The organism is Paraflavitalea sp. CAU 1676 (assembly GCF_029223285.1).
Taxonomy (GTDB): domain Bacteria; phylum Bacteroidota; class Bacteroidia; order Chitinophagales; family Chitinophagaceae; genus Paraflavitalea.
Genome location: NZ_JARHUJ010000005.1, coordinates 110,003 through 131,539 on the forward strand (window position 1 = coordinate 110,003; position 21,537 = coordinate 131,539).

11 protein-coding genes and 1 tRNA gene are annotated in these 21,537 nt (G+C 50.4%); 6 read left to right on the plus strand and 6 right to left on the minus strand.

Annotated features, from left to right (window positions below; translation table 11 throughout):
* Positions 1-198 precede the first annotated feature (198 nt).
* Positions 199-1,056 (minus strand): dienelactone hydrolase family protein, encoded by an 858-nt coding sequence (locus tag P2H89_RS16945; RefSeq protein ID WP_275828974.1) that lies wholly within the window; start codon positions 1,054-1,056, stop codon positions 199-201.
* A gap of 135 nt (positions 1,057-1,191) precedes the next feature.
* Between P2H89_RS16945 and P2H89_RS16950 the strand changes: the two genes are divergently transcribed.
* The 6 genes from P2H89_RS16950 to P2H89_RS16975 all read left to right on the plus strand — a co-directional run bounded on the left by P2H89_RS16950 (position 1,192) and on the right by P2H89_RS16975 (position 12,932).
* Positions 1,192-1,266, plus strand: a tRNA-Val gene (locus tag P2H89_RS16950).
* Positions 1,267-2,154: 888 nt separating this feature from the next.
* Positions 2,155-5,475, plus strand: a complete 3,321-nt coding sequence (locus P2H89_RS16955; RefSeq protein ID WP_275828976.1) for a TonB-dependent receptor — start codon at positions 2,155-2,157, stop codon at positions 5,473-5,475.
* A 25-nt stretch (positions 5,476-5,500) separates the two neighbouring features.
* Positions 5,501-7,426: a RagB/SusD family nutrient uptake outer membrane protein gene (locus P2H89_RS16960; protein ID WP_275828978.1), complete on the plus strand. Its 1,926-nt coding sequence runs from the start codon at positions 5,501-5,503 to the stop codon at positions 7,424-7,426.
* A gap of 33 nt (positions 7,427-7,459) precedes the next feature.
* Positions 7,460-10,309, plus strand: a complete 2,850-nt coding sequence (locus P2H89_RS16965) for a SusC/RagA family TonB-linked outer membrane protein (protein ID WP_275828980.1) — start codon at positions 7,460-7,462, stop codon at positions 10,307-10,309.
* 24 nt (positions 10,310-10,333) lie between these two features.
* On the plus strand, positions 10,334-12,013 hold the full coding sequence (locus P2H89_RS16970; protein WP_275828982.1) for a RagB/SusD family nutrient uptake outer membrane protein: 1,680 nt from the start codon (positions 10,334-10,336) through the stop codon (positions 12,011-12,013).
* 46 nt (positions 12,014-12,059) lie between these two features.
* Positions 12,060-12,932, plus strand: a complete 873-nt coding sequence (locus tag P2H89_RS16975; RefSeq protein ID WP_275828984.1) for a hypothetical protein — start codon at positions 12,060-12,062, stop codon at positions 12,930-12,932.
* Positions 12,933-13,140: 208 nt separating this feature from the next.
* Here the strand turns inward: P2H89_RS16975 and P2H89_RS16980 are convergent, their stop codons facing one another.
* The 5 genes from P2H89_RS16980 to P2H89_RS17000 are packed head-to-tail and all read right to left on the minus strand — an operon-like array spanning position 13,141 to position 21,531.
* Entirely contained in the window at positions 13,141-15,270 is a 2,130-nt protein-coding gene (locus P2H89_RS16980) for an alpha-N-acetylglucosaminidase (RefSeq protein ID WP_275828985.1), read from the minus strand.
* 8 nt (positions 15,271-15,278) lie between these two features.
* Complete coding sequence (locus P2H89_RS16985) at positions 15,279-16,718, minus strand: Gfo/Idh/MocA family oxidoreductase (RefSeq protein WP_275828988.1); 1,440 nt, start codon at positions 16,716-16,718, stop codon at positions 15,279-15,281.
* A 40-nt stretch (positions 16,719-16,758) separates the two neighbouring features.
* Complete coding sequence (locus P2H89_RS16990) at positions 16,759-18,309, minus strand: right-handed parallel beta-helix repeat-containing protein (protein ID WP_275828990.1); 1,551 nt, start codon at positions 18,307-18,309, stop codon at positions 16,759-16,761.
* 10 nt (positions 18,310-18,319) lie between these two features.
* Positions 18,320-19,627, minus strand: coding sequence for an SBBP repeat-containing protein (locus P2H89_RS16995; RefSeq protein ID WP_275828992.1), 1,308 nt, complete (start codon positions 19,625-19,627; stop codon positions 18,320-18,322).
* A gap of 23 nt (positions 19,628-19,650) precedes the next feature.
* Entirely contained in the window at positions 19,651-21,531 is a 1,881-nt protein-coding gene (locus tag P2H89_RS17000) for a RagB/SusD family nutrient uptake outer membrane protein (RefSeq protein ID WP_275828993.1), read from the minus strand.
* Between the last annotated feature and the right edge of the window lie 6 nt (positions 21,532-21,537).

The window sequence follows — 21,537 nt, forward strand, 5'->3', positions numbered from 1 at the left end:
GTTCGTTTAACGATAAAAAACAAATTAGAATATGTAATGTTTCACTTTTTTTCCTGCCTAAGTGGAATCTTTCATCTGCATCTTGCTGTCGTAGAGGCATTTCGAAGCAGTAATTCCACAGGTCGCAACCGTTTCAGGCAGGTTTCACCGGCATCATGGCCGGGGGTAGCATGCATCGCTGGCTGATTGCAGGCTGTTCTATTTCAGCTTTTCGGCAAACAGCTTCAGGGTGCGCTCCCAGGCCAGTTTCGCCGCCGCTTCATTGTAGCGGGTAGGGGCCGTATCATTGTTGAAAGCGTGATTGGCGCCTTCATAGACATAGAGCTCATATTTTACACCGGCTTTTTTAAGCGCTTCTTCATAAGCGGGGATACCGGCATTCACGCGTTCGTCGAGCCCGCCGTAATGCAGTTGCACCGCAGCCTTGATCTTCGGTACATCGGCGGCATCGGGCTGGCGGCCGTAAAAAGCGACGGCGGCCTTCAGATCGGGCACGTTCACGGCCAGCTGGTTGGCCAGGGCGCCGCCCCAGCAGAAGCCCACACAACCGGTTTTGCCATTGCAATCGGGCCTTGCTTTGAGATAATCGAACGCCTTTATAAAGTTGATGAGGTTCTTTTTGGCATCGAGCTGGCCAAACAATCCACGCGCCTGCTCTTCATCCTTGGGCGTACCACCCAGGGGGGATAAGGCATCTACACCCAGGGCCAGGTAACCGGCCAGCGCCACGCGCCTTGTCACATCTTCGATGTGTGGGTTAAGTCCCCGGTTCTCGTGGATCACGACAACAGCGCCATATTTACCTTCCTTTTTAGGTTTGGCAAAATAGCCTTTCATCGTCACGTCATCGGCGGGGTAGGTAATGTATTCGGTGGTGATGCGGTCGTCCTGTGGATTCACGGTAACCGCGTTGTCGTATTTCACTTCCAGCTGGGCCAGGGCAGCGGTAGCGGCCCCCATGCTGCCGGTAAGCAACACGAGCCTTTTGATAAAATCCTCCCGTTTGAGGGGTTTGTGAGTGTATTCATCAAATAGATTGATGATCTGCTGGTTCATATGGATTGAATTGCGTGAGAAAAAAAGGATAAGTTTTAAAGTTAACGAATCCACTCGTAGATGAATGATGGCGATCGTAATTTTTTATGACCCAACTGTATCTTATTGGAAACCTTGCAGTAAATTGCACACCCCGGATCGTTAGCTCAGTTGGTTTAGAGCGCTGCTTTGACAGAGCAGAGGTCACTGGTTCGAGCCCAGTACGATCCACTCCACCGCACGGCATTCGAAAGGATGCCGTTTTTGTTTTCACGGTTGCCAGCATCGATAAAACAAAACTACACCGCCGCCGATCTCAACTTTCAGTTTTGGGCCGGGCACCTCCAAATCCTGGGACGAGCTTCGGCATCACCCGGGACGAATAGCCACTTCTCCCCGAAAACACTTGCAAAATGGGATGGCGCGAGGTGATACCAGGTACGAACGACCTTATCCCCGGGACGGATAACACAGTTTCTACGTTTTCTCCTCATTGCCTTCCCGATAGTACCCCTGTTCACCTCTATGCTACCCCGGATTCCGGGGAGGCAATGAGGACGCATTGAGGACCCATTGAGGTACCATCGGGGTTCCATTGCGGAACCATACTGCTGACCCACTTTACAGTTTTCGAATAACTGCTGTTTTGCTTCACCACTGTCGATAGACAGGACGCCTTCCTTACCAAAATTGTGAAACGGACCCCGGGGTTCTTAAACGTTTTCGCTTCCCGGTCACCATGATGTAATACAACACAGCCTTCACGATAAGCTGAAATCATTTCGCCGGCATGTTCTGCTTCTTTTTCGGGGAGAATTAATGCAAGAAGTAGTGCTTTGTAGTGGTGACGTAACCTAAGTATTTGATTATCATTATCTCATTTTTGTGCTGTAGAGGTTTTGACGTAGCGCTTATTTTGGACATATGTCGTTGTAATCCAAAATTGCATGCTGTTTAACATTATAAACCCCAAACGACATGCTTGCGTATTACAACGTCTATTACCGATGTAAATCTGTCCATATTCACCGGACCATTCCATCCACTCCCGATTTACAATTCAGCTAACAAGCTTTACAGAACGAATTCCATTTTTCACCAAACCAACCGATGAGAGTTATGAACAAAAGACAACTTTTGTGCCGCCTGCTGCTATTCTTCCTGGCACTTGTCGTTCAACAACAAGGTATCGCACAAACAAAAAAGATCAGCGGTACCGTTAAAGACGAGAAAGGAGCTCCTATCGTTGGAGCCTCTGTGTCGGCCATCAAAGCCGGCAGCCCTTCCATTGGCGTTGCTACCGACGGACAGGGTAATTTCTCCTTTACGATCGATGCTTCCTATAAAACATTATCCATAAGTGGTGTTGGTTATGCACCACTGGAAGTATCCATTGGCGGAAAAACGGTCTTCGCCGTTGCACTGCAAAGCAGTGAGGCGGTTGACCTCAGCGACGTAGTCGTGGTCGCTTATGGAAAGCAGAAAAAGGCTTCCGTAACGGCCGCCATCAGTACCATCAGCGCCAAGGAGATCGTACAGTCGCCCGTAGCCAATATCAGTAACTCATTGGCCGGCCGCTTACCGGGTTTGATTTCGGTACAAGGCACCGGTAAACCAGGCGCCGATGCCTCTGCCATTTATATCCGGGGTATTGGTACCTACACCGGTAATACCGCTCCCCTGATCATGCTCGACGGTATTGTGCGGGACACTTACAATGATATCGACCCTAACGAGATCGAAAGTATCAGTATCCTCAAAGACGCCTCTGCCACGGCCGTGTTTGGTGTGCGTGGTGCAAACGGGGTGATCCTGATCACCACCAAGCGTGGTAAAGAAGGTACGCCCAAGATCAGTGCAACTGTTCAAAGCGCCTTCAACCAGTTTACCAGGATGCCAAACTACGTTAACTCGTACCAGTACGCCACCCTGCGCAACGAGCAGATCTTCGAAACCTATTGGCAACAACATGCCAACGACAACGATGTTTACAACCAACCGGATGGCTGGTCAAAGTTCGTAGAGAAGAGAAAGACGGGCTATGCCCCTCAATATTCCGACGAGGACCTGAAGTATTATCAAAACGCCCATACGCCTACATTGGCCGATGGTTCCAAGAACCCTTATTACGATCCTTATTTCCACCCCGACCAGGATTGGCAAAGCCACATATATAAAGATGTAGCCCCTCAAACCCAGGCCAACGTAAACGTAACCGGTGGCACCAAGGGGATGAAGTACTTCATCTCGGCCGGTTATTTATCACAAAGAGGTTTGTTCAAGACGGATTATATGCCTTTCTCCAAAGAATTGGACTACAGAAAGGATCGGTATAACCTGAGAGGTAATTTCGATTTCACGGTGACGGAGAATCTCAAGGTATCCCTGGATATCGGAACCCAGTTCGTGCAGGTTTCCGGTATGAACAACGACGGATACAACTATGAGAAGAACCTGATGTGGACCAACCCCATGGGTTCGCCTGGTTATATTGATGGTAAGTTTGCGTTCATTTGGCAAAGGGAGGCTGAACAGTTTAACCCGCTGTACAGCCTGGCTATGCGCAACGCGTATAATATCAACAACAGCAGCTTACTGAATTCAGCGCTCAATATCACGCATAAGCTGGATTTCATCACGAAAGGACTTACTGTAAACGTCAAGGGCTCTTACGATAGCTATTTCGCCAGCGCGTCTGGTGGCCAGTCGTTCCCCGTAAAGTGGGCTGTACGTGAAAATCCTAATGGCGATAAGCTGAACCCGATCTGGGTGCAGCTGAACAATGAGGCGCCTTCTCAACGCTGGGCAAACTGGTACGACTATAAATGGCGTACATGGTATGCCGAGGCCGCGCTGAACTACAACCGCACTTTTGGCGATCATACGATTACCGGTTTGGCCATGGGCAACCTGAGTAAGCGATTCGACCCCAACTATCAGTTTAGCCTTCCGCACGCCTACCAGAGTCTCGTGGGCCGTGCTACCTACGCTTACAAAGGAAAATACCTGGCAGAGTTCAACGTAGGCTACAACGGTTCTGAGAACTTCCCCGAAGGACGTCGCTTTGCATTCTTCCCCGCTTATTCATTGGGTTGGATCGTCAGCAAAGAAGATTTCTTCCCGGCAAATGATTTTGTTACTTTCTTCAAAATAAGAGGGTCTGTAGGTAAAGTAGGTAATGACATCGTCGGGGTAAATAACAGCGGTACAGGCAGTCAGCGCTTCCTCTACCTGCCCGATGTGTGGGCCTATAACAGCTCCACGATGCAGGGGTATTATTTTGGTCAGAACGGCTCCAACCGCACTTATGTACAGGGAGCTTATGAAAGCAGGTTGGGTAACAGCCTGGTAACCTGGGAAACGGCTCAGAAAGCCAATCTTGGTTTCATCGCAAACTTTTGGAAAGATAAGATCACTGCAGAAGTTGACATCTGGAATGAAGACAGGTCGGGCATCTTAGACAAAAGAGGAACGGTGCCGGGCATTGTAGCCGCCGATCTGCCTTTTTATAACTTAGGCAGAGTAAAGAACTGGGGTACTGAACTGGATCTTAGTTACCGCGATAAAATTGGCAAGAACTTCAACTTCTGGATAAAGGGAAATATCGGTACCAACCAGAACAAGATCGTATTCAAGGACGAGGCTATCCCTACAGGATTGGAGTACCAGGCCGAAACCGGCAAACCCATCCGCCAGGGTTCCTATTTACAAGCCGAAGGTTTGTATACTTCCTGGGCCGACTTGTATGAAGTGGATGCCAATAAGAATCCTATCCTTAGTAAACCGGTACTTGCCAAAGGCCCCGATGGCAAAACCTATAAAAATGCAGGTGGTCAGGATGTTTATCAGCGTGACCTCACTTTCAGCAATGTTCCATTACAGCCTGGTGATGTTAAGATCAAGGACATCAACTTCGATGGAGTGATCGATAACCGGGATTATAAGAGATCCGGTTATACCTCTATACCAAGGGCTACCTGGGGGATATCCTTCGGCTTCAACTATAAAGGGTTTGATATGTCGGTATTGTTCCAGGGTGCTACCGGGGTAGCAGCCAACCCAATGCCTGCCACCAATCTCCATTTCAACGGTACTACCGAAGCGTTATTTGAAGTAGACTGGACCCGTTTCACCCAGGAGCGTTATGCAGCCGGCGAAGACATCAACTTCCCCATCGCTGCGTATAACCGCCAGGCTTACCGCAATACGTACTTCAATCTCAATACCTCTTATGTGCGCCTGAAGAACGTAGAGGTGGGTTACACTTTCCAACGTGGTTTCCTGAGTAAACTGGGTGTTGGCGCTGTTCGTGTATATGCCAACGGATTCAACCTCTATACCTGGAATCAGAACAAGATCTGGGGCGACCCCGAGAATATGGGCTTTATGGGTTATCCGCTCACCCGTACTTACAATGCCGGTATCAATGTTGGATTTTAATTGCTGAACAGAAAAAAGTAAAACAATGAAAAGACTTTATATACCTCATCTGCTGATTGCCGGTCTGATGACGGCAGGCATGATGTCAAGTTGTAAAAAAGACTTCCTCGAAAAACCAAAAGGTGGTGACATTACCGTCGACACCATTTTCCACACCCTGCGGCAGGCTCAATACGCCGTAGCGGATATGTACAACTGGAGTATCCCAACCGGGTTTGTCATGAACAACTCGGCCGATAGCCGCGAAGATGTACTGACCGACCAGGTACACCTCTTGCTGCCCGGCGCCAACTGGGTGGCCGGTAACCTCAACTATCAATATTATGTAGCCGGTGGTATGGGACCCACATCCAGTATCGACCGAGGGCCCATTACAACGCGCGGCAACACCGCAGCTTCAGCCTTTGTAGGCTGGTACAAAGCGGTTCGCAAGGCCAACCTCGTATTGAAGAACATCGATAAGGTGACGGACGCGCCTGCAGAGTGGAAATCCGATGTGAAAGCACAGGCTTTGTTTTGCCGTACGATGGCCCATTACAGCGCCTTCCGCTTATATGGCGGCGTTCCCATTGTATCGGAGGTATTGGATGGCGAAGGAAAGATCGACATTCCCCGGGCATCCATTCAATCACTGGTAGATACGCTGGTAAAATGGTGTGATGCCGCTGCCGCTGCATTACCGCCCACCAGGGCTTCCAACGATTATGGAAAAGTAACCAGCCTGGCCGCGCTGGCGCTGAAGGCAAGGATCTTATTGTATGCTGCCAGCCCCCTCTACAATACACCCGAACACATGAAAGCGGCCATCAACGGCGCTCGCTTTGGTGATGGCAGGGATACGTTACTAGCTTACGCTTCTTACAGCAAAGAGCGTTGGAAGAGGGCTGCCGATGCCGCCAAAGCGGTGATCGATGCAGCACCTGCATCAGGTGTTTCCTTGTACAACACCGGCAAGGCCACTACAACGACAAAAACCGATAACTATGCCGGTTTGGGCGATTACGAAGCCGTATTCAACAACGTATTCGGAACTGCCGGTACTTATGGCAACCCCGAAATGATCCTGGTGAATACCTACAACCAGAACGATCCCAACCGCAACGGCTGGGCCGACTGGGGCCGTTACAACTCCTCCAAAGTGCGTATGCAGGAATGGGGCGCCAAGAACAATGTACCCGTTGAGTTCCTGCAGCAGTATGAAAAAAGAGATGGCACCAAGTGGACAGCTACGCCCACCGGTACCGATTTCAAAGCTTACTTCGAAGGCCTCAACCTCGACCCCCGCGCGTATCAATCACTCGCCTGGGGTGGTCAATGGTTCAATGGCGGTAAAACCTTCCTCGCCTACTACAAGGCTTCTTCCGACAATGCTTATGTAAAAGGCAGGCTGGCAGATGATACCAATGCCGGCGATAACATGGGTAGTGCCGTAGAATGCGCCAAGTTCATTGCCCGCGTCGATAACAACAACGACGCTCACTTTGCCTGGCCCGTATTCCGCCTCGCAGAATTCTATTTGAGCTATGCAGAAGCGTTGAATGAATATGAAAGTCCAACGGCCGAATCTTTCAAATACTTAAACGACATCAGGCGTCGTGCGGGCATGCCCGATAAAGATGCCACCATACTGCCCGATCAGGCTGCCTTCAGAACCGCTATTCAAAATGAGCGCACTGTAGAGCTGGCTTTTGAAGACCACCGCTACAACGACCTGCATCGCTGGTTAACTGCCCATGTTGTATTGAACAAGGCATTCAATGGATTTGCCGTAACCGCTTCTACAAATGGCGTTACACCAAAACCAACCAATCCATTCCTGAACTGGAACCTCGTTTCGTATGGTACAAGAACATTCCCTGCCAGGTATTACTATGTACCATTCCCTTATTCGGAAACGAGTATGAAGTACCTGGGTGGAAAAGACTGGGATGGTCAAAACCCGGGATGGTAACAACTGCTTATTTGAAAGATTAACCTGAAAACAATGAAATATAAAAATATAAGTCTTGCTTGCATGGTCTTATTGTGCGGGTTCACGGCAACCCAGGCACAATCAACCAATGCCAGCCAACCAGATACTATTGCTATACCCGTGAAGCCAACAGCAGGGTTGGTTGACCAGGGACTGCGGAGCGAACAAAGCTGGAGAACCACCGGCGCCATTTTCACCATCACCGGCGAAGAGTTGGCACGCACCAATGCGGGCAACTTACTGAATACCTTACAGGGAAGAATTCCAGGGTTAACCGTTACTACAGGATCCGGTGAGCCCGGGTACGATAACCCCACCTTATACCTGCGTGGACAAAGCAGCTGGAACGTGGCCGGTAATGCGATCGCCATTTACCTCGATGGATTCCAGGTAGATCTTAACGCCCTGCAGGCCCTTTCGCCTTTCGAGATAGAAACCATTTCGCTGTTGAAGGATGCCGCTGCGCTTGCTATCTATGGATTTGACGGCGGTGCCGGCGTATTGAGCGTGCGTACTAAAGAAGGTACTACGTATGGCAAAACGAAGATAGAAGTGAATGCCCGTTACGGCAACCTGCGCCCCATTGCCATGCCCAAAGTAATGGACGCGTACGGATACGTGACAGCCTATAATAATGCATTGAGGAATGATGGGTTACCCATTAAATACTCTAACCCCGAACTGTACAAGGCCAAAGACGATCCTTTTCACCCCAACGTGAACTGGTATGATAAGATGTTGAACAATAGCTCGGCCACCCAGGATTACAGTTTATCCTTCCGCGGCGGTAACAGCAAAGCCCGCTTCTTTGTATTGGGTGGTTATACCGATTTCACCGGCGCCTATAAAAATGCCGACGCCGTCAGCGAGGATAATGGCACCAATGCCCGTTACAAGCGGCTTAACCTGCGGGCGAACGTGAATGTGCAGGCCAGCAAGAACCTGTCTATAAAAGCAACCATTTCCGGTATTACCGAAGACCGCTATACGCCATCGGGTTTTACAGCTTCTTCCGTGTTCAGCAACCTGCTGCGTATACCAGCTGCTGCTTTCCCCGTCAAGAACCTGAATGGTACCTGGGGCAATAACGGGGTGTACAATTTCAACCCGGTACAGTTGTTAAGGCAGAATGGTATCTATAATTCGCACACCAGAAGTCTGGGAACCAACCTGAGTTTTACCCAACGACTGGATGTCATTACTAAAGGCTTATCGCTCAATGGCGGTATATCATATAGTAACCTGTACACTGGTGTGTATGACAAGCGTTTTGCCGTACCTTCTTATGAAGTAACCAAAGACGCTTTCGATAACCCGGTGATCGACGCCAGCGGCAATGTCGTGTACAAAGTACTCGGCGCCGTAAGCCAGTCTATCAGTGACGGCGGCAACGCGCACTGGAACAGGAATAATATACAGCTTGGATTTAACTATGAGAATACCTTCGGCAAACATACCGTTACCGGCATGTTGCAGGTAAACCGTTCTTCTTACGATCATGACGGACAAACCTATGCTGTTGTTGAGCAGGGATTGCGTGGTGCCTTTACATATGATTATGATCAGAAATACGTTGCCGACCTTTCATTCTCGTATGCCGGTTCGGGCGATTTTGAAGAAGGCAAACGTTATGGCGTGTTCCCCGCATTGGGCCTCGGCTGGATAGCCAGCAAAGAGTCGTTCCTGGCCAATAACAAAGTGATCAGCTTCCTTAAGGTAAGAGGTTCAGTGGGTATCACAGGCAGTACCAACGAAGACTACCGATTCCTGTTCGAAAGATGGGGTATTGGCGGCAATGGTATCATCCTTGGCACCAACAATGCTACACTCGCTGGCCGCAGTGAAGGTGCTTACCCCAACTCCAACTTTACCTGGGAAGAGAAGAAGTCGGCAAACTTTGGAATTGAACTTACCCTGCTGCATAAGTTGAATGCTACCATCGATGTGTTTACTGAAAAACGCACTGGTGTGTTGGAAGCTCCGGTGAATATCCCCGCCTATGCAGGTCTCGACCTCAGGAACACCAATAGTGGTGAAGTAGTAAACAAAGGCGTTGAAATAGCGCTGCAATACCGCGACAAAACCAAGAGCGATTTTGAATATTATGGAGGTGCTTCATTTTCCTTCGCCCGCAACGAGATCACGAAAAGGGCCGAAGATGCACAGCCTTTCGAATACCTGTACGCTAAAGGTTACCGGATCGGCCAGTTCAGGGGTTTGCAAAGCGCCGGGTTCTATCAGACTTCCGATTTCGATGCCAGCGGTAATCTGGTGAAGGGCGTTGCAAAGTCGACCTACGGCCCGGTGCGCCCCGGCGACTTGAAGTATGTAGACGTGAATAGCGACGGTGTTATCAACGACTACGATAAAACACCCCTGAAATTTGCGAAACTGCCCGAAATAACCCTGGGTTTCAATGTAGGTTTCAAATATGCCGGCTTCGATATCGATGCCTTCGTACAGGGAGTAATGAACAGAACGGTTAGCCTGCTGGATGATGCATTCGACTATACGCATCCCCTGGCCAACAACAGCAACATTACAGCTTTCTCCAACAATCCCTGGACGCCCGAAACTGCCAATACCGCTACCTCACCCCGGTTGTCGACCCTGTCCAACAGCAACAACAACCAGCAGGCTGAATTCTGGTTGCGTGATGGTAGTTTCTTCAAGTTGCGCAGCATCGAACTGGGTTATACAATTCCCGCAAAAGGATTCCTGCGGAAGTTCGAAATACTCAGGGTATATGTAAGTGGTAATAACCTGTTGAGCACAGAGATCGATGGGCTCGAGCCGGAAAGACTTTCCATGGGCTACCCATTGATGAAGACAGTGACAGCCGGTGTTAAAGTGAAATTTTAGTACGAACATTTGAAATCTTACAGGATGAAAAAGACTCATTATATCATCGTTCTCATTATTACGACATGCGGCCTGGCTTCGTGTAAGAAGGACTTCCTGAATGTGAAGAATATCCCTTCCGATATGACGATAGACCTGATGTACAAAAGATTCGATTACATACAGGGCGTTGTATGGAACGCCTACAGTTATATGCCGGATGGCTTTGGCTGGATGGATATGGAAGCAGCAACCGACGATGCTTACCATACCAGCGTTAATAACCGTTCCCATACCTTCAATTATGGTGTGTGGAACCAGTTCGACAATCCCGATGGTACGTGGACTCACAACTTCAATGGCATCTACCAGGCCAACCTGTTCCTGGAGCACAAAGGCGAGGTAGATCTTTCTTCGCAGGCTAATAGTATCGTGAACAACGATTCTGTGAACTACAAGAAAACAGTGACCAACCTCAAGCTGATGGAAGGCGAATGCTATTTCCTGAAAGCACTCTTTTACTTTGAGTTGGTAAAACGTTATGGCGGCGTACCCATCATCGACAAGGCTGTCGATTTTAATAAGCCCGCTTCCTGGCAGGGTTTACAGCGCAATAGCGTCGACGAATGCTTCAAGTATATCGCCTCCCTCTGCGATAAAGCAGCAGTGATCATCCCCGACAGTGTGCGCACCAGCTCGGTAACCAGCTGGTACGAGTCGGGCAGGGCAACCTATGCGGCGATCAAGTCGTTGAAGGCAAGGGCGCTCCTGTATGCGGCCAGCCCCCTGTACAAAGAAGCCGGTTCGTCTTATACATGGGCCGATGCCGCGGCGGCAGCCCGTGAGGTGATCGCGATGAACGTATTCGTTCTCGATGGTACCTACGGTAATCTGTTTGGAGCTACCAATTTTAGCTCTACGGAGTCGATCTTTTTCAGGCGGTATAACGTACAGAATGGTCTCGAAAGGAACAATTTCCCCATCGTATTCGAGAACAGCACTGGCAACAGCATAACGCCGAGCCAGAACTTTGTAGACGAATTTGAAGTGAAGACAGGCGCAACCTCCGTTCCTTTCGACTGGAGCAACAATGCCCATGCTACGAATCCTTATGCCAACCGCGATCCCCGTTTAGCAGCTACCGTTATCGCCAATGGTACCTCATTCAAGTCGACCACTATCCAAACCTACTTTGGTGGTAATAGCGGCTTGCCCAAGCTGAACGCCACTAAAACTGGTTACTATTTGTCGAAGTATGTGAACCCGACGGTCGACCTGCTCAACAATACCACCACACAACATCAGTGGTTGTATATCCGTTACGCGGAAATCCTCCTGAACTATGCAGAAGCGATGTACAACGCCTATGGCCCTACCGGCGATCCGCTGAACTACGGCATGACGGCCCTGCAGGCCATCAACAGGGTAAGAACACGCGCTACCATGCCCAACCTGGCTACTGTGACTGCCGATGCCATTGTGCACGAGCGCCGGGTAGAACTGGGCTTTGAAGGACACCGCTGGTGGGATATCCGCAGGTGGAAACAGGGAAGTGTATTCGCAAATCCCGTGAAGAGCATCTCCATCGCACTTAACGGATCCAACTTTGTTTACACGCCCACCAAACTGGAGGACCGTGTATACGATCAAACTAAAATGACCTGGTATCCCATTCCGCAAAGTGAGATTGCCAAAACCGGTTGGACCCAAAACACCGGCTGGTAATCAGCTGTCTGTAATGAATATCATAAACACTGCAAATATTATGATCATGAAGTCGTCTAAAAAGATCAACATATTAAAGGCCATTTGCCCCCTTGCGTTGGGCGCCATGGCCATGGTTGGTTGCCAAAAGGATTCCAACACCGACTATGAGGAGTATGCTCCGGTCGACAGTCTGGTGGCAACATTTTCCGTAACGCCTGTACCGGGTAATGACACCAAATTTGTCATCACCAATACTACCAAGGGCGAATTTGTAGGTACGAGATGGGATGTAGGAAAGGGGAGTGGAGCACTGATGGGCAAAACCTCCGATACTGTATTTTATCCCTTGGCTGGCACGTACGCCATTAAAATGCAGGCACTCGATAAAAGGGGCAAACTGTACAGCGCCCCTTCAGTTAACGTAACTACCACGAAGAACGATCCTGCTTATGATAACCTGATCAAAGGCGCCAATATGAATGCCGGCGATGAACAATTCTGGGGCAAATACGATGCTACCGGCAACAAGATCGTCTGGACCCTGGCCAACAACGCCTATACCGCTACTACCGCTACCAAGCCAGTTACGGCTCAGGTGAATGGCGGTATGTACCAGGCAGTACAGGTGGTGGCCAATAAGACGTATCGTTTTACCATGAACGTATCTTACGGAGCGCCACAGGATGCCTGGCTGGAGTTGTATTTTGGACAGGCAGTCCCCGCAGATGGAAAAGACTATACCGATAACAAGAAGTTGGGATTGATCAACTGGGGCACCTGGACACCTTTCAATGGTTCCAGAACCGTAGATATGACGTTTGGCGCCAGCGGTACCATCTATGCGGTGATCAAAGCTGGTTGTAACTCAGCCAATGGACATTTCAGCACGGAAGGCATCAGTATAAAGAATGTTGATTTCCGCCGTATCCAGGAATAACGGTTCAATATAATTTGAAAAACCTATCGGCTCTGATTCGTGCCTGAAGAAACGAAAGAACAAGAGCATATAAAATGCAAAAGCCGCCCCAGGAATGGGGCGGCTTTGTTGTGTGGCTGCTGCATCGGTTAACAAGCTTAAAGAACATCCAATACAGAGATTCGCACAACGACGTTCCGGAGAGCATGGCTGCCAGCCCTCCAATTATTTATGGAAGTAACCTGCTGCAAAGCTTTTCCAGGTTCGCCGGGGCGGGGTCTGCCGGCACCGTGAGATGCTGTTTCACCCAATCCCTTTCCCAGTGAAAGAAATCTATTTTTTCAGTTCCTGCCCCCTTCATTTGTTTACTCAACTGATCGAAGTACATCACCCATCTGGTACGATAGAAACTGCTCATCAAACCACTCCATTCTTTGTAAGCGTATTCGTGCAGGTAGTCCTCGGCCGGATTGTTCTCGCCCCAGTATGTCGTCAGCATCATCAGGTTGAGCAGGTTGTTCTCTTTTTCCTGTTTTGTATTGCCTGCACGCAGTGATTGCCGCTGGTAAGTGCTGAGTCTGAAGAAGGGATCTGTATTGAGCAGGGTATCGGTCACGTCTATGAGGTGGAGGAAACGTTTTGTCTGCTGTTGGAAAGCCTGTTCGTCTTTTGCATGGAAAGCAGTCACCATTCTCGCATGCACCGTATCCGCTTCATTGGCGATCACCTGCCTGGCAAAATTGATGAGGTCGATGCGGTAAGTACGACTGTTCTTCATGTCGGGCGCTGCTTTTGCGAACAGCTTCACCGCCTTTTCGAACAGGGCGATATCATAGGTCTTCTTTACTGAACCCCAACTGGAAACAGACTTGATCTGCAAGGAGGGACGGGCGCAAAGGATATTCTCGGGAGGGCCTTCCTGCCTGCTGGAGATGCTTTGATAAACGGTGCGCAGGAATACATTCCAGGCGGCGCTAATGTCTTTATGGGCTTTGCCATAGCGCGAACGCACGTAACGCTCAGTCCATTTTTCCAGGTCAACCTTTTCTTTATTCCAACCCAGCTCCAGGGTAAATTCAAAGGCGATAGGATTGTTGTTGATACCCTCGGGCATAATGCCTACGCCTTGCATATAGGGTGCAAACTCACTGTTGCGGGCTCTATTGGTTTCGTCGGCATAGCGTTGCAGCTTACCAAAGATGCCTGGCCGCTCACCGAAGTTGTTGACGATACACCAAATGAAAGGGCTGCCTTCATAACCTTTTCTCAGTTCCCAGTTATTGGTGGCTTCGCCAAATAGTTCCTGTACCAGGATATGCGACTTGTCGAGCGCTGTGAGCATCTCCGTTTTGGGATTGTCCTGCCAGCCCTGCAATACCCAGATGGAGCCTTGAAAATGCTTCATCATCAGTTGTTGGATCCCGGCGCCGGCTTTGCCGAGATCTACACCGCCGGTATGACCTCCTTCGTGGAAGGGATCACCCGAGAAGAACCGGAGATCGGCGCCATACAGCTTCTTTGTTTCTTCATAGAAGATACCACCGATCCGGTTAAACGCCGTGTCGTCTGTTGGGTCGAGGATATCCGGCCTGGTGAAGGCGCCCCAGGTACCTTGTTTGATGATCCTGGCAGTTGTTATATTCTTAAGATCGGAGGGCACCATGCCATAGAAGGCAGGCATCACCGGCTCGATGCCCAGTTTGCGCATGCGGGTTAACATCTTTTGCACCAGCTTCTTCCGGCTTTCGATCTGTGACGGTGGCATCGGACCACCCCAGCCCTGAATATTGCCCATCAGCCACCAGGCATTGTAGGCAGGGCCGGTGATGTAGTTGTTGATGGCAGTGTCGGTATAGCCCAGTCTTTTCAATACCTGCTGCCATACGGCTTCCGAACCATTGGCCACCAGCATGAGGTTGACGCCGTTGAGCGCCATCCAGTCAAGCTCCCTTTCCCAATCTTCCCAGGTATAGAAGCTCATGGTGTAGTTGTAGGTACAGTAGTTCAGCGCATAGCGGTATTGCAAGGGCTGATCTATTTTCACGGGCGCGCTTATTGCAGGCAGTGGCGATACGGGTGCAAGATTGTCGCCCATATGGCTCATGGACCGGTGGCAGTAATATTTGAGGTACCAGTTCAATGCCATGGCAGCGGCATTGGGGCCGGTGGCCTGGATCACCACTTTATGGCCGGCCGTGCTAAGTATAAATCCTTCTTTGGGCTGTGTTAATTTTTTGAATTGCAGGGAAGCTGCCAGCCAGGGCACTCTTCTTTGGGCAAGCAGCTGCACGCCGTCAAACTCACCGGCCATCAACATAGCAGGCAATAGCAGGAAAAAGAATAGATTGTATTTTTTCATAAAGTTCATTAGGAGGATAATTGAATACCGGTATTACCACCTCCTCTCAGGCTGAGGTCGATGGGCTTGTTCTGCTTCCAGGAGCCTCCGGTAAAATCAGGGAAATCGATGCTGTTGGAACGATGGGCCACCGACCAGATACTGAGCGGCGTTACGGCGCTCCAGGCTGCGGCATCGTACACATCCATATCCAATGGAAGTCCGTTGCGCAGGCAGTCGATCATGCGCCAGTCCATGATGAAGTCCATGCCACCATGGCCGCCAACCTTCCTGGCCGCAGCAGCAACATGCTTCACCAGCTCGGGGCTATATTGTTCTTCGTACTGTTTGAGTGATTGTTCATTGGCAAATTCGTGTCCGAAAGCGATCCTGCCGGGCTCGGGCCATTTCTGCGCCATGCCCTTTGTGCCACTCAGCAGGTGTATACGGCTATAGGGGCGGGGAGTAGATACATCGTGCTGCACCATGATGGTTCTTCCTTTGTGCGTTTTGATCATGGACGTATTCATGTTGCCGCGATAATGTTTCCCACCGAACTGTTTATAATAGGGGTCAGTACCGGAAGCCAGTTTATTGGCCAAGGCTTCCATCGTGAAATCATTTGAGCTCATGGAGTTGAGGTAGCTGAACTGATCGCCACGATTGATGCCCATTGCCTGTGCCACCGGGCCCAGTCCATGAGTAGGATAGAGGTTACCGCTGTGCTGGTTCTCTTTCCATCTCCACACAGGAGCATCGCCCGAAGCGGGCTTTGCGAACATGTATTCGAGCAGGTTATGGATATAGGCGCCTTCACCATGTACCAGCTCTCCGAAAACGCCTTGCTGCGCCATGGCAATGGTCATGGTTTCGAAGAAATCATAACAGCAGTTCTCCAGCTGCATACAATGCTTCCTGGTCCGTTCGGAGGTTTCCACCAATTGCCAGGCCTCTTCCAGGTTGCGGGCTGCCGGTACTTCCACGGCGGCGTGCTTGCCATGTTCCATCGCATATACGGCCATGGGTACATGCCATTCCCAGGGTGTCGTGATGTACACGAGGTCGATATCATCTCTTTCACAAAGTTTCTTGTAGGCGTCTACCGCGCCGTAGTATTCAGCAGCGGCGGGCCATCCGGATTCCTTCAGCTTTTGTTGATGGTATTTTACGGCCGGTTCGCGTACATCGCAAATGGCTTTGATCTCTGCGTTCCTGATATTCCTCATGCGGGTGCAGGCCCAGCCTCCGCGATTGCCCATGCCGATGATACCTATCCGTACAACAGGTAGGGCAGGGGCGGCATAATTGCTCATATTGAAAACCTGCTTTCTCTTTTTTCCCAATGCTATTCCATCCTTGACATCGCTGCGGAGATGCTCTTCGGATGCGTATCCTGTTAGCCCTGCCAGCAACAAACTGCCGGCGCTGAGGCCTGTGCTTTTCAAAAAGCCACGACGATTCTGATCCATTGAAGTGAATAATTTAAGAGCGTGTTTGTGAACGATGCTTCTATTGTTGTGCGCCTTTGCTGATCTTTCCGTTGTCTGTTCTGGGTTTGTTGTCGATATCTGTTTTGCCGTTCACCGCCTCGGATGTCAGCGACCCGCTGTTCCTGGCTGGAGAGCCGGGTTGGATGCGGAGGTCTGGCTGGCTGATGCTCACCAGCATGGGGTCAACACCACTACTGGAATGAGCATCCTGTGCGCTGGCTGTTTTCCACGCGTTGTAATCGGAATAGGCTGTTCCGTCCCAGATCCATTTGGGGGCGCCGTTCGTGAAGTAAAGATTGTTGTCGATGATATTGCCCGAGCCGGTGGCGGTGTATTTGTGAATGAATACATCGGTGGGCCGGGCATAAATGATATTGTTGCGAATTACATTGTTGGTGCACCGCTCCGTGAGCCTGATCTCGCCTTCGATCTCCCCGAAATGGCCCGGGAATTTGTTATTCTGGAACAGGGTATTGTTCACCACATAACAATCCTGGGTGCCGCCGGTCGTGTAGTTGAGGTAATCGCCCAGGTAGATGCCGGTACGGTTACAGTTGTACACGAAATTGTTGCGTACGATGCAGGTCTTTGTGGCGAGCTGATTGCTTTCGCTCACCAGGCCGATGCCCCTGTCGCAGTTGTACACGGTATTCCTTTCGATGATGGTGCCTGCTCCTCCGCAAACATAGATGCCGATGGCGCCGTAATTGTTGAGGCCCCAGTAATTGGTTGACTTGGTCATGCTCACCTGGTACACCTCGTTATCACTTACGACGCCATTGCGTGCATAGTTGGTCCTGATATCCCCGGTAGGGTGTAGGTTATCGCCACCGGCCACGATCACACCGATATTTTCAGTATCATAGATCTTGTTGTGCGTGAAAGTAAATCCATCAACATTCCCGGCAAAGGTCACGTTCTCGCTGGTACCGGTCTGTGTGTCATGAACGGTGCAGCCGGTGATATTGATATCGCGCATCACTTCCGATCCGTTACCGAGTACGAATATGGCATGCGCGCTCCTATTGGTGAGGTGGAAATTCTTGATATCGAAAATATTACAGTTCCTGATGTCGATATCGCGGGAATTGCCGGTGATGGAAATGCCCATGGGATCTACGCCGGGATTTTGGGTCTGGAAATGCGCGATATCAAACCCTTCTATAGTGAGGAACTTCACATCGGGGAAACTCACCATGGCCATGAGTCCGGTGGCGGTAGTCTGGCTGCCGTCAATGAGCGGTCGCTCGCCCGGATAGGCTTTGAGGGTAATATGTTTGCCGAGCAATCCGGATTTGCCGAAAATTACCCTGTTTGTATACTTGCCTGCACGTACGAAAACGGTATCACCTGCCGAAGCTTTGCTCAGCGCATAGTTGATGGTCCCGAAGGGCGCATTGATGGTGCCGCTATTGGCATCATTGCCATCAACAGCCACGTACAGCAACCTTTCCTGCCTGTCGGTTGTCTCAGTGGCGATCTTCAGCTTGGAGCAGGCAAATAGGCCGGTGAGCAATAGTGCAAAGGGATTGAAATAGAGGACTACCTTCCTCAATACGGTTGTTTCCATATAGGTCACTTTATTCGGATACGATCTTGCGAATACTGTTATTGTTCTTGTCCAGCACGTATACAGTGCCATACTTATCCACGCAAACACCATTGGGCGCGCTGAAAGCGGCAGAAGTGCCGATGGCGTCGATATAGCCTGCCGTGCCGCTCCCGGCAAAAGTGCTGACAACCCAGGTGCCTGCTTCAATAAAGCGGATGCTCTGATCGGGAATGCTGGGATCTCCTCCCGTGGTACCATTCGTGGCTACATAAACATTGTTGAACTTGTCTGTTGCCACCGACCAGGGATAAATGAAGCGGGCATTGGGCCCGGGTCCATCAACGTATCCCGAGCTGCCGGGCTGACCGGCGATTACGGTATTCTTCCAGGTGCCGGCATCCAGTTTGCGAATGGTATGGTCGCCATGGCCTGTTACATAGAGATTGCTGTTGTTGTCTACAGCAATGCCTCCAGGATAATTGAGGCCGGTAACAATGGGGTCAAAAGACCAGGCGGCTTTCGACTGATAGATGCTCCCCGCATTGATACAGGACACATATACATAGCCGGTGTTCTTATCCACCGCAATGCCCCAGGGTTCGGCGGGCATGCCCGAGTACCAGCTGGCGTAACCATCCGTGGTGATCTTCCGGATATTCCAGTTGAGCACATCGGCTACATATACGTTGCGGTCTTTATCGAGCGCCAGGGAATAAGGCATATAGAAACGGGCAGCAGTACCTGTTCCTTCGGCGTTTCCCGGATTACCCGGGAATCCTGCATAGGTGGTTACATTGCCAGCGCTGTCTATTTTCCGGATACAGGCATTGCCGGGGTCGGCCACATACACATTGAGGTCGTCATCAACAGCGATGCCGTTGCTGCGGTACCAGAATTGTCCGTTGAAATTGAATTGTGCCTCTGTTCCTTTTCCGTTCGCAAATCCTGCTTTGCCGTTTCCAGCAAGGGTTGAAACGGTACGGGTATAGTGATAGGTGAAGGAAGCAGTGCTCTCGGTACTGTCCGTACCGATCCTGATCTTCAGTTTTCCCGATCCGCATTTCTTGGGCACCACCACCATGATCTGGTTGCCGTTCACCCCCACTACAGGTAGTTTGTTGCCATTGATGGTGACGCTGATCTCATCGGGATCGGCCGTAAAATTGGTGCCGGTGATGAGGATCTGCGTAGTGCCACTGCCGGAACCGGGCGTGAATTGTTCGATGGTTACAGGAGAGCCGGCCTGGTGTTTGAAGCTGCTATCCTTCTTACAGGAAGAGGCCAGCAACAGGAGTAAGCAGGCGCTGATGCAATATGTTGTTATTTGACGGAGCATAATAGTTGGTTATGGTTGATGGATTACCAGCCGGGGTTTTGTACCAAAGCATTGTTCTTGTCGATATCGTCCTGCGCAATGGGGAAGAGATACATCTTGTTATCCCAGTACCGGTTCTGCAGCACGATGCGTTTGTAGAAATCAACGAACGCGAAGCCCTGACCATTGTCGGTAGTGATGGTGTTCATCCTGTAAATGGTCCTGTTCTCGGGCGCGCCCATCAGCAGCCTGCGCAGGAGGGTTTGATAGCGGTCGCCTTCAAAGCAAAGCTCTACCTGTCTTTCGCGGAGGATGAACTTGCGCAGCGTTGCCTGGTTGCCGGCTACAGATGGATACACATCTTCGAGGTGTGGAATGCCGGCGCGGTCTCTTACCTGATTGAGGTATTTAAGGATATCCGGGTTGGTGGGATCATATTCGTTCAATGCCTCTGCGTAGTTGAGCAGGATCTCCGCATAGCGGATATGGATGAAGGGCCTGAAGGGTACCTGATCCTGCCTGATATTGGAAGCCGGGTTCACGAATTTTTGAACGCAATAACCTGTCATGTCCACCACGTTGGTAGTGCCCACACCTGATTTTCCGGTATAATAGAATTCCGCACGGCCCCTGCCGTCCACGTTAGCGGCAGACGAATAGAAGTTCTTATCGTCTGTCGTAGGAGCAGGCAGCAGTGGTTTGCCATTGTACAGGATATAAGCATAGAAACGGGGCTCCCGGTTCACGTACATATTGGAGTTGCCGATGATATAGCCCCGGTTCCTGGCATCGCGTTTCTCTCCATATCGTGCAGGATCATCGGCTATGGCAAATCCCGTTTCGGAGTAGGTGCTTTGCGGATCATCGATGGTGCGGCCATTGCGCATATAGAATGCGTCTACTACATTCTGTGTGGCGTTCTGCATGTTGAAACCGCCGGGTGCGGGCGCACAGCGCTTTTCGATGCCATACTGCCAGGCATCGTTATATTGGTCGTACTTGTTGGTGCAGAAAACGATCTCACTGTTCCAGGACGTGAGGAAAAGGTTACGTACGGAGAGATAAGGATCGAAGTCCGCATCGCCTTCATCTTTATTGGTGAAGAGCTTGTATTCATTCAGATCGATCAGGGCTTTGGCAGCTGCCGCTGCCTTCTTCCATTTGTTTGCATCATATTGCGCCGGTGCAAGCTGGATACCATCGCGGTTCCGGAGATTGGTCATGCCGGGATTCCCGTTCCAGAGCGGACTAGCTACCAGCAACGCCAGTTGTGATTTCACGCCCAGGCAGGCGCCCCTGGTTGGCCTTCCATAGTCCGACGAAGAGGCCCATGATGTAGGAAGTGTTTGAGCAGCCCTGTCCAGCAGTTGGTTGATATAGTCAACACAAGTGTCCAGCGGAGCCCTTGGGTATTTGTTATAATCTTCGTTGGTGCTGAGCAATTGCGTGATCTTTACGAATGGACCGTATTGCTGCAATAGTTTCCAGTAGAACCAGCCTCTGAGGAATATCGCTTCGGCTTTGTATTGGGCTTTAAGCTCGGCGCTGAGCAGGTCGGAGGGTACTTTGTCAATATTGTTCTCGAAAACGATGCTTTGCCTGATGCCGGAGTAGTAATGGCTCCAGGTGATCCAGTAATTGCTTTGGGCGTTCCAGTTACCGATCACCATATTCCTGACGGCCACGCCCTGTATGCTACAGGATGTTTCATCGCTGAAGCCTAACATGGTTTGATCGTCACCCGCATTGCGTACATAACCATACACCTGGTAGAGATAGGCTTCTGCATTGGCGCGGGTTTGCCAGAGCATATCGGAGGTGAGGAGATTGTCCGGTTTTTTATCGAGATACTTGTTGCATCCTGCCAGGACGAGCAAGGCAAGGAGAAAGCAGGATGCCATTTTATTGTTGAAGAGATTGCGCATAATTGA

Coding starts and splice junctions, on each gene's coding strand:
- P2H89_RS16975 (WP_275828984.1), top strand. CDS start 12,060: ATGAAGTCGTCTAAAAAGATCAACATATTAAAGGCCATTTGCCCCCTT.
- P2H89_RS16980 (WP_275828985.1), bottom strand. CDS start 15,270: ATGAAAAAATACAATCTATTCTTTTTCCTGCTATTGCCTGCTATGTTG.
- P2H89_RS16970 (WP_275828982.1), top strand. CDS start 10,334: ATGAAAAAGACTCATTATATCATCGTTCTCATTATTACGACATGCGGC.
- P2H89_RS17000 (WP_275828993.1), bottom strand. CDS start 21,531: ATGCGCAATCTCTTCAACAATAAAATGGCATCCTGCTTTCTCCTTGCC.
- P2H89_RS16960 (WP_275828978.1), top strand. CDS start 5,501: ATGAAAAGACTTTATATACCTCATCTGCTGATTGCCGGTCTGATGACG.
- P2H89_RS16990 (WP_275828990.1), bottom strand. CDS start 18,309: ATGGAAACAACCGTATTGAGGAAGGTAGTCCTCTATTTCAATCCCTTT.
- P2H89_RS16955 (WP_275828976.1), top strand. CDS start 2,155: ATGAACAAAAGACAACTTTTGTGCCGCCTGCTGCTATTCTTCCTGGCA.
- P2H89_RS16945 (WP_275828974.1), bottom strand. CDS start 1,056: ATGAACCAGCAGATCATCAATCTATTTGATGAATACACTCACAAACCC.
- P2H89_RS16995 (WP_275828992.1), bottom strand. CDS start 19,627: ATGCTCCGTCAAATAACAACATATTGCATCAGCGCCTGCTTACTCCTG.
- P2H89_RS16985 (WP_275828988.1), bottom strand. CDS start 16,718: ATGGATCAGAATCGTCGTGGCTTTTTGAAAAGCACAGGCCTCAGCGCC.
- P2H89_RS16965 (WP_275828980.1), top strand. CDS start 7,460: ATGAAATATAAAAATATAAGTCTTGCTTGCATGGTCTTATTGTGCGGG.